Source organism: Roseiarcus sp. (genome assembly GCF_052145395.1).
Classification (GTDB): Bacteria; Pseudomonadota; Alphaproteobacteria; order Rhizobiales; family Beijerinckiaceae; genus Roseiarcus.
Genome location: NZ_JBKQOT010000208.1, coordinates 1 through 5,514, shown reverse-complemented (window position 1 = coordinate 5,514; position 5,514 = coordinate 1). Strand labels below are relative to the sequence as shown.

Below are 5,514 nucleotides of genomic sequence, written 5' to 3'. Positions count from 1 at the left end.
GGTGGCTGTGGTTAGTAAAGGCGTACCACAGGGAATAATGCGCGGTACTATCACAGTTTCAGTTTCCAAAGGCGTAGGCTATTTCAATGTTTCCAGCGGCGCGCTGTCTTGCGCTGGAACCTACAGCTTAGGTCATTAATTGCCAACTTTTTCAGTTCCGGTGTTGTGCAATGATGGGCGCAAGGGCATAGTGATTGCTACTCGGGACTACGGCGGGATGAGTGGAGGAGGCACCTTTACTCTCACCGATGGGACGGCTGGCGACTTTATTTTTGGAGATGCTGCTAATAAGCTATAAACCACGTCGGCGTCATCGAGGCTCCGTACGCCAACGACGGCGGACGGTTGAACGGCGTTTTGACAGCGGTTTTTGGTCACCAAATGGTCACCAACACGCGGGTACGCGGCCGGACTGTCGGGACAGAAAGGGAACCGCAACGGCAAAATGTCTCGTCACTTCAACATCCTGCGGGACTAGCCGTGACAACGCGGGACGGCCGAAAACACATTTCAAGACCGCTGCCTTAAACCACTCGGCCATCCTTCCCGCGTGAGAGCGATCCATAGCCCATCGGGCGTTCGGCCCGCAACGGGCTCACACCAGCCGGCTCTGCGCCTTGGCCGCGGCGATGAAGCTCGCAAACAGGGGATGCGGCTCGAACGGACGCGACTTCAGCTCCGGGTGATACTGCACGCCGATGAACCAGGGATGGTCGGTGAACTCGATCGTCTCGGGCAACAGCCCGTCCGGCGACATGCCGGCGAACGCCATCCCCTTCTCCTCGAGGCGGGAGAGATAGGCGGTGTTGACCTCGTAGCGGTGGCGGTGGCGCTCGGAGATCTCGGGCCGCCCGTAGATTTCGGCGATTCGCGATCCGGCCTTCAAGAGGGCCGCATAGGCGCCGAGCCGCATCGTGCCGCCAAGGTCGCCTTCCGCCCTGCGCTGCTCGAGTTCGTTGCCGTGCAGCCATTCGGTCATCAGGCCCACGACCGGCTCGGATGTCGGCCCGAATTCGGTCGAGTTGGCCTCCTTGAGGCCCGCGAGCGACCGGCAGGCCTCGATCACCGCCATTTGCATGCCGAAGCAGATGCCGAGGTAGGGCACCTTGCGCTCGCGGGCGAAGCGGGCGGCCAGAATCTTGCCCTCGGCGCCGCGCGAGCCGAACCCGCCCGGCACCAGAATGCCGTTCACGCCCTCGAGACGCGGGGCGGGGTCGGCGGTCTCGAAAATCTCGCTCTCGATCCAGTCGAGCTTGACCCGGACCTTGTTGGCCATGCCGCCGTGGGTCAGCGCCTCGATGAGCGACTTGTAGGCGTCCTTGAGGCCGGTGTACTTGCCGACGACCGCGATCGTCAGTTCGCCCTCGGGATTGTGATAGGCCTCCGACACCGCGTCCCAGCGGCGCATGTCCGGCTTCGGAGCGGGCTCGATGCCGAAGGCGGCGAGCACTTCCCTGTCCAGCCCGGCGGCATGATAGAGCGCCGGGACGTCGTAGATCGAGCGGGCGTCGCGCGCCTCGACCACCGCGCTCTCGCGCACGTTGCAGAAGAGCGCAAGCTTGCGCCGCTCCTCGCGCGGGATCTCGCGGTCCGAGCGGCAGAGCAGAATGTGCGGCTGGATGCCGATCGAGCGCAGCTCCTTGACCGAGTGCTGGGTCGGCTTCGTCTTCAGCTCGCCCGCCGTGGGGATCCAGGGCAGCAGGGTCAGGTGGATATAGACCACGTGGCCGCGTGGAAGATCGTTGCCGAGCTGGCGGATCGCCTCGAAGAACGGCAGGCCCTCGATGTCGCCGACCGTGCCGCCGATCTCGACCAAGACGAAGTCGACCGCTTCGTTGCCTTCGAGGATGAAGTCCTTGATCGCGTTGGTGACGTGCGGGATCACCTGCACCGTCGCGCCGAGGAAGTCGCCGTGCCGCTCGCGGGCGATCAGCTCCTGGTAGATGCGCCCCGTGGTGATGTTGTCCTGGCGGTTGGCGTTTCGGCCGGTGAAGCGCTCGTAATGGCCGAGGTCGAGGTCCGTCTCCGCCCCGTCGTCGGTGACGAACACCTCGCCGTGCTGGGTCGGGCTCATCGTTCCCGGATCGACGTTGAGGTAGGGGTCGAGCTTGCGCAGGCGGACCGTATAGCCGCGCGCCTGCAATAGCGCCCCTAAGGCCGCTGAGGCCAAACCCTTGCCGAGCGAGGAAACCACGCCGCCGGTGATGAAGATATACCGCGCCATGGGATTTGACCCTTAGCCGATCGCGTTCGATTCGGCGAGACGAAAGTTGTCGCGGAGAAAGACGCCAGCGCTTTGGGGATTCCCGGCCTTAATTTCGGGTCTGGGCGCGGAAGCGGTCGTTCGAAATGGACACAGTAGGCGACCTTCGGGCGCAAGTAGCCGACGGCCTACTCACACGCCCATCGCGCGTGACCTGTGACGCCCGTCACAGCTCTCGGGCCTGAGATGTGATTGGTAACAACAGGCACAAGGAGGAAGCATGGCCGACGATGTCGTGGTCGGGGCGGGATGTGCCGGCTGCGTCCTGGCGGCTCGCCTGTCCGAGAATCCGGGCGCCGAAGTCGTCCTGATCGAGGCGGGCGGCCCCGATAGCGCGTCAGAAATTCACGTTCCCGCCGCACTCAGCCAGCTTTGGAAATCGCAATACGACTGGGACTACTCGAGCCAGTCTGAGCCTGGGGATCTGATCCGCAGTGTGGAAGGACTGTCCTGAGAAAAGCGCGCGCTTGGGGACGGACCGCATCGTCCGTCGAGCGGGTCGATCCGACCCAAAGCAGACCATAGCGGCGCGAACGGTCCGAACCATTTGCCTCCTGAAGGTCCACCCACGCACAAGCCGAGCGGCGTTGCGCCAGCCGCCGCGTGATGCAAATCGCAGTCGTTTGGAGCCTCAATTGTCAAGGTCGTGGATTTACCAGAATGACGACCGGGTATACGCCTACAACGCGCAAAGAGCGAAAACGGGTCCGGACTGATCCGGCTACAGACGTGGGAGGGGACTATGGCGACAGCCAGTCGGCAGGGACAGGCGCACGGCGACGCCTCCAACGACGATCCGCTGGACCTTCTGATCGTCGGCGCCGGTTTCTCCGGGATGTACATGCTGATCAAGGCCCGCGGCATGGGCCTGAGGGCGCTTGCCATTGACGCCGCGTCGAGCGTCGGCGGCACTTGGTATCACAACCGCTACCCCGGCGCCCATTTTGACATCCAAAGCCTGGAATACTCGTACAGCTTCGATGAGGCGCTGCAGCAGCAGTGGCGTTGGACCGAGCGCTACGCGTCGCAGCCAGAGTTGCTGCGTTACGCCAATCACGTGGCCGAATCACGTGGCCGACCGCTTTGCCCTGCGCAACGACATCCGTCTCGACACGCGGCTGACCGAGGCGACTTGGGACGAGGCGAGCGCATGCTGGCAGGCGGCGGCGCAGACTGGCGAGCGCTGGTCGGCAAGATACCTGGTGATGGCCAGCGGGCCGCTTTCAACGCCCAACACGCCGGCCTTTGATGGCCTCGAAACCTTTGCCGGTCCAACGTTCCATACCGCAGACTGGCCTCATCAGCCCGTGGATTTCAGCGGCCAACGTGTCGGCGTGATCGGCACCGGCTCCTCCGGGGTTCAGGTCATACCCCTGATCGCGCGGCAGGCGCGCGAACTCACCGTCTTCCAGCGCACGGCCGCCTATGCTGTGCCAGCGCACAACGGCCCCCTGGACCCAGCCTATGAGGCGCGCATCAAGTCCGACTATCGAGGCTTTCGCGAGCGCGTAATCGCCGCATGCGTGTGGGCTTCGGAAGCGAGTTGCCGCCGAATATGGCGTCGGCGCTTGCGGTGAGCCCAGACGAGTGCGACGCCCGGTTCGAGGAGCGCTGGCGGATCGGCGGCTTCGCGCGTAACGCCGTCTCCGGGTCGCGCACGATCGCGCGGATCTTGCCGCGAACAAACTCCGCCGCCATCGCGTTGGCGCGCTCGTCGATCATGATGTCGTAGAAGGCGCCGAGAAACGCGGCTGTCGCTACGATTGTGACGACGGTCGTCGCGATCGGCCACGACGGCTTTTCCGTCGACTCGCCTCGTAACCCGCGCCCAAGGGGCCTTGGCGCCCGCGCCGGATGCGCAGAAACTTGCCGTTTCTGATCGGAAAGGTCATTGGGGAGGACGGGGATGCCGGGGAGCGAGTTCTTCTTTCAGGCCGAAGACGGCGTCCGTCTCCTCGGCCGGCGCTGGGCGCCCGACGCTTCGCCGCGCGCGGCCGTCCAGATCGCTCACGGCCTCGCCGAGCACAGCGCCCGTTACGCGAGGCTCGCGACGGCGCTGAACGCCGCCGGCTTCGCCGCCTACGCCTCGGACCATCGCGGCCACGGGCCCGCCGCGGCGGCGGCGGCCGACCTCGGCCACTTCGCCGACCGGGACGGCTGGGCGAAATGCCTCGGCGACCTGCGGACCTTCAACCGGCTGATCGCCGCCGATGAACCGGCGTCCCGATCGTGCTCTTCGGCCACTCGATGGGCTCGTTCCTCGGCCGGCGCTTCGTCGCCGACCATTCGGACGCCCTCGCCGGCGCGATCTTCTCCGGCTCGAGCGGCAAGCCGCCGCCGATCGCGGCGCTCGGCCGGCTGATTGCGCGCGTCGAGCGCCTGCGGCTCGGACCGCGGGGAAAAAGCGCGCTTTTGAACCAGATGATGTTCGGCGACTTCAACAAGTCCTTCAAGCCGGCCCGCACCGCGTTCGACTGGCTGTCGCGCGACCCCGCCGAGGTCGACCGCTATGTCGCCGACCCGCTTTGCGGTTTCCCGTTCTCGACCCAGCTCACCATCGACCTCCTCGACGCGCTGGCGGCCCTCGCGGATCCGGCCAGTCTCGCGCCGATCCGCAAGGACCTGCCGATCTATGTCTTTTCCGGAGAGAAGGATCCGGTCGGCGCCAACATCGAGAGCCTGATCGACGCGATGAAGTCGGCGGGCTTCTCCCGGCTGACGACCCGGATCTACCCGGGCGCGCGGCATGAGACGCTGAACGAGACGAACCGCGACGAGGTGACGCGCGATCTCATCGCCTGGTTCGACGGAGTGAGCCCGCGCCGCTGACGGCCCTCAGGCAAGTCGGCCCGGATCCTATCGCCGGGCAGACAGACGCCCGGCCGCGACGCTCGCATATCGGCGAGGCCGTCCAGGGCTTCAAAGTCACATTCGGCCGTAAAGAGGAGATAGGAGGTCGCCGATGGACGTCCCGGTTGGCTCAGCGGGACAGCGACCCGATCCCCAGTCCCATATTTGTATTCGGCGAAAGAGTACGGCTGCTCGATGCGTCGAAGACGATTTGGTCGTATTGCCAAAGGCGCTCGAAGAAGCTCAGGGCTCGGCGCTCGAAACCGCGCTCATGGGATGCAATTTGCAGAATCTCGCCGAGCGTTCGGTTGCCATCGATGGCGCCGAACATCCTGTCCTCAAAAGGGTCGACCGTCAGGATGAGATCGGTAAACGTGTGCGACCGGTTGATCAGCACCGCC

Annotated in this window: 6 protein-coding genes and 1 pseudogene; 5 read left to right on the top strand and 2 right to left on the bottom strand. The window is 65.0% G+C overall.

The genetic code is table 11. The features are described 5' to 3' along the window. Positions 1 to 595: 595 nt before the first annotated feature. Positions 596 to 2,224: a CTP synthase gene (locus tag ACLP25_RS07115; RefSeq protein ID WP_442468516.1), complete on the bottom strand. Its 1,629-nt coding sequence runs from the start codon at positions 2,222 to 2,224 to the stop codon at positions 596 to 598. A 259-nt stretch (positions 2,225 to 2,483) separates the two neighbouring features. Here ACLP25_RS07115 and ACLP25_RS07110 point away from each other — a divergent pair, with 259 nt between their 5' ends. The 5 genes and pseudogenes from ACLP25_RS07110 to ACLP25_RS07090 all read left to right on the top strand — a co-directional run bounded on the left by ACLP25_RS07110 (position 2,484) and on the right by ACLP25_RS07090 (position 5,092). Further along, the gene (locus ACLP25_RS07110) at positions 2,484 to 2,717 is read left to right on the top strand and encodes an NAD(P)-binding protein (RefSeq protein WP_442468515.1); all 234 of its coding nucleotides are present in this window, start codon (positions 2,484 to 2,486) and stop codon (positions 2,715 to 2,717) included. 288 nt (positions 2,718 to 3,005) lie between these two features. Next, entirely contained in the window at positions 3,006 to 3,512 is a 507-nt protein-coding gene (locus ACLP25_RS07105) for an NAD(P)-binding protein (RefSeq protein WP_442468514.1), read from the top strand. After that, a complete protein-coding gene (locus ACLP25_RS07100) occupies positions 3,469 to 3,840 on the top strand; it encodes a hypothetical protein (RefSeq protein ID WP_442468513.1) in 372 nt (123 codons plus the stop codon). Before ACLP25_RS07105 ends, ACLP25_RS07100 begins: the two co-directional genes overlap by 44 nt. Further along, entirely contained in the window at positions 3,837 to 3,995 is a 159-nt protein-coding gene (locus tag ACLP25_RS07095) for a hypothetical protein (protein ID WP_442468512.1), read from the top strand. The genes ACLP25_RS07100 and ACLP25_RS07095 overlap by 4 nt, the downstream gene beginning before the upstream one ends. 174 nt (positions 3,996 to 4,169) lie before the next feature. Further along, positions 4,170 to 5,092, top strand: a pseudogene (locus tag ACLP25_RS07090) (alpha/beta fold hydrolase). Between the two features lie 151 nt (positions 5,093 to 5,243). Here the strand turns inward: ACLP25_RS07090 and ACLP25_RS07085 are convergent. Next, positions 5,244 to 5,514 (bottom strand): hypothetical protein (locus ACLP25_RS07085; protein ID WP_442468511.1); only part of this gene is annotated, 271 nt, incomplete at its 5' end.

What these genes read in the sequence shown, in the direction of transcription:
- ACLP25_RS07110 (WP_442468515.1), top strand. Translation starts at nt 2,484, where the DNA reads ATGGCCGACGATGTCGTGGTCGGGGCGGGATGTGCCGGCTGCGTCCTG.
- ACLP25_RS07115 (WP_442468516.1), bottom strand. Translation starts at nt 2,224, where the DNA reads ATGGCGCGGTATATCTTCATCACCGGCGGCGTGGTTTCCTCGCTCGGC.
- ACLP25_RS07100 (WP_442468513.1), top strand. Translation starts at nt 3,469, where the DNA reads ATGGCCAGCGGGCCGCTTTCAACGCCCAACACGCCGGCCTTTGATGGC.
- ACLP25_RS07105 (WP_442468514.1), top strand. Translation starts at nt 3,006, where the DNA reads ATGGCGACAGCCAGTCGGCAGGGACAGGCGCACGGCGACGCCTCCAAC.